The organism is Kiritimatiellia bacterium (assembly GCA_028715905.1).
In the GTDB taxonomy this organism is placed as follows: Bacteria; Verrucomicrobiota; Kiritimatiellia; order JAAZAB01; family JAAZAB01; genus JAQUQV01.
In genome coordinates this window covers 1-2998 of record JAQUQV010000128.1, presented here as the reverse complement: position 1 = coordinate 2998, position 2998 = coordinate 1, and the positions used below count along the sequence as shown (strand labels likewise).

The window sequence follows — 2998 nt, the reverse complement described above, 5'->3', positions numbered from 1 at the left end:
ATGCTTTCGGCGTCAATGTTCTTGGAAAGCGAATGCAGTTCGTCGTGGCCGTTCAGATAAATCGGCTGCGCGCCGACGACCGGAAAATCATAAACGCGCTTGACGGAGTGCGTGGGATACTGCTTCCATTTCCGGTCAATCCACGTCCAGACCTTGATGAACTCGCGGAAATTTATTTCGGGATCAAAATTGGTGGCGAAATATTTTCCGTGGCGGCCGGCGTTGACGTCCATGATGTCAATTGTGTCAATTTTGTCAAAATAACGTTTCGCCGCCAGGGCACAATAGGCGTTGACCACGCCCGGATCAAAACCAACCCCCAGAATGGCGGTCAGCCCCTTTTCCCGGCAGCGGGCTTTGCGCTTCCATTCGTAATTGGCGTACCAGGGCGGGTTCTCGCAGACTTTGTCCGGCTCCTCGTGAATGGCGGTGTCCAGGTAAACCGCGCCGGTCCCCAGGCAAGCCTCCAGAACCGACATGTTGACAAACGCGCTGCCAAGATTGATGACAATCCCGGCCCGGGCGGTTTTGATCAACCGCATGGTCGCGGAAACGTCAAGCGCGTCCAGCCGGCGGGAATAAAGCTTTTTTGACTTGTCCTTGACATGATTTTTCCGTTCAACGCTCTGGATGATGGCATCGCATTTGGACTGCGTGCGCGACGCGATGCAGATATCGCCGAGCAAGTCGTTATGCATGGCCGCCTTGTGGGCCGCGACGTGCGCCACCCCGCCGGCGCCAATGATAAGTATGTTTTTTTGTCGAGTAGACATAATATGATTTCCTTATTTAGGTTTGCTTTGTATTCCCCGTTTTCTCGCCTCTTTCGATTGGCGAGTGTCACAATATTCAACCGTGTGAGGAAACTTCAATGCCCCTCACGGAACCGGACTTGTGAATTTCTCACATCCGGCTCTTCAACAGAACTCATTTTCCGCCAGAGGCGGATCCGCCCAAGGCGGAAACGAACGACAACGTAAACAGATTGTGCTTGATTGCAGGCTGCGGCAGCGGATAGCGTTTCACGTATTCCGCAAATTGCTTCCGCCAGAGTTTCCCGCGCTGACTGCGACGGTTGAGCCATTTGCGCGTCAGCCGGAGCGCGACAGCATAGTAGCGCTGCAAGGCGCGTATGTTTCCGCTTATTCCGTAATACTGATAATGACCGCGCAGTTTGGCTGCCAGTATCGGCCACCATTCTTTGGTCGGCATCGCGTTCCTGACCGTCTTCAGCCATGCGTTCAACTCCTTGCACCTCTTGCGGAACTTTGCGCCACTGGTTCTACGATGCACCATGAAGTTGCCTTTCCGGCTTTTCCCGCAATAGTGCGTGAAGCCCAGAAAGTCAAATGTGTTGGCGCACCGCTTCTGCCGCTTGGCGTTTTGTTCCTCATACCTGCCGAAACTGATTCCGCGCGTCTTTTCAGGATGCAGTTCCATCCCATAACGCGCAAATCGTTCCTTCAGTATCTGCTCTATTTTCCGGGCGTCTTGCGCTGACTGCACCATACAGATAAAGTCATCCGCATAGCGCACCAACTCGGCATACCCTTCCAACTCCGGCTTGATTTTCCTCTCAAACCATACATCCAGCACATAATGCAGGAATACATTGCAAAGTAACGGACTCAAGTTGCCGCCTTGCGGCGTCCCCTGTTCGGTCGCCATCAGCATGCCCGCCTCCATGTATCCGGCTTTCAGAAAGCGTCTGATTATCAGCAGCGTGCTCGGGTCTTTAATCCGAACTTCCAACGCCTTCATCAGCCAGTCATGCGGTATCTTGTCAAAACATCCCTTGATGTCCGCCTCTACCACATGATTCACGGGCTTGGTCATGATTTTGCGACCCACAGTTTCCAACGCGTTATGACAGCTCCTGCCCGGCCTGAACCCGTATGAACAGTCCAGAAAATCCGCTTCGTAGATTGCCTCAAGTATTCCGACTATCGCTTTCTGCACGATCTTGTCTTCCAATGCGGGCATTCCCAGCGGCCTTCTCTCGTGCTCGTTCTTGGGTATATACACGCGCTTGGCCGGTTGCGGTTTATACCGCTTGGCTTTCAGGCGCATTACCAGGTCGTTTAGGTTTTCATCCAGCTTTTCGCCGTATTCCTTCCATGTTACGTCATCTATGCCACACGCCCGGTCTCGGCCAAGCTTCATGTAGCACGCTTTGAGATAACCCGCGTTCAGTAAATGTGCCAAGCACGTAAACTGATAACCGGTCTCCTCGCAAGCTCGTTTCTTTATGAGGGTCAATTTCGCAAATGTGTCTTCCCGCTCTATGTCAGGCATCTGTTTCCTTTCCCCTCTACGTTCTGTTGTCAGCCCCTTCGGGTGGACTGCGTTGTCCGCGCCGGGCATTACCCCGCCTACTCCCTTACTATGAGCTGATCCGACTGCCGCGCCACCTTACCGCCTCCTCGCCTCTTCAGCTTGTCGGCCGCTTTCCGAGAGCAACGCGGCTCTCCCAAGTTCCAACGCCCACCGTTCGCTTGCCCGCCACGGACTTAGACCCCGGCACGGCGGATTGTGCTCACCATTTCGCGCAACCCGCTGCTGGCTTCCAGTGCATGAAAACCTTGGCCCTGTGCAACAAGGAGTATTTCGGGGCTCAATACCTTCACTTGCGTTGTGGCTGACTCGCTCCTTTCCTATGGCTTCGCGCAGTTCGTTGCCTCTTTGCGCGCATAGTTCCGTTCCGACCCGGTGGTTAACCTTTGGTCGTGCCGGCTTTGCCGGCTTGGTGTGCGCCAGCTTCGCTTGGCGCACTCATGGCTTTTTCCCAAATTTTGGCCGCTGACTACCGACCCCTGACTTCCTGATCTTCTTCATCAGCTCCCGCCGCACAAAATCCGGCACAAACTTGCTGGTGTCCCCGCCCAGGGCGGCCACTTCGCGCACCGCGCTGGAGCTTAAAAAACTGTAGGATTCTTTCGTCATCATGAAAAACGTCTCAATATCCGGCGCCATGTGGCGGTTGGTCAGCGCCATTTGA

General features: G+C 54.3%; 3 protein-coding genes. All 3 read right to left on the bottom strand.

The window, feature by feature from the left end:
- Positions 1 to 773 (bottom strand): saccharopine dehydrogenase NADP-binding domain-containing protein (locus tag PHP98_12120; protein MDD5484374.1); only part of this gene is annotated, 773 nt, incomplete at its 3' end.
- 154 nt (positions 774 to 927) lie between these two features.
- Complete coding sequence (gene ltrA / locus PHP98_12115; protein MDD5484373.1) at positions 928 to 2205, bottom strand: group II intron reverse transcriptase/maturase; 1278 nt, start codon at positions 2203 to 2205, stop codon at positions 928 to 930.
- Between the two features lie 567 nt (positions 2206 to 2772).
- A partial coding sequence (gene coaD, locus PHP98_12110; GenBank protein MDD5484372.1) for a pantetheine-phosphate adenylyltransferase occupies positions 2773 to 2998 on the bottom strand: 226 nt, incomplete at its 5' end.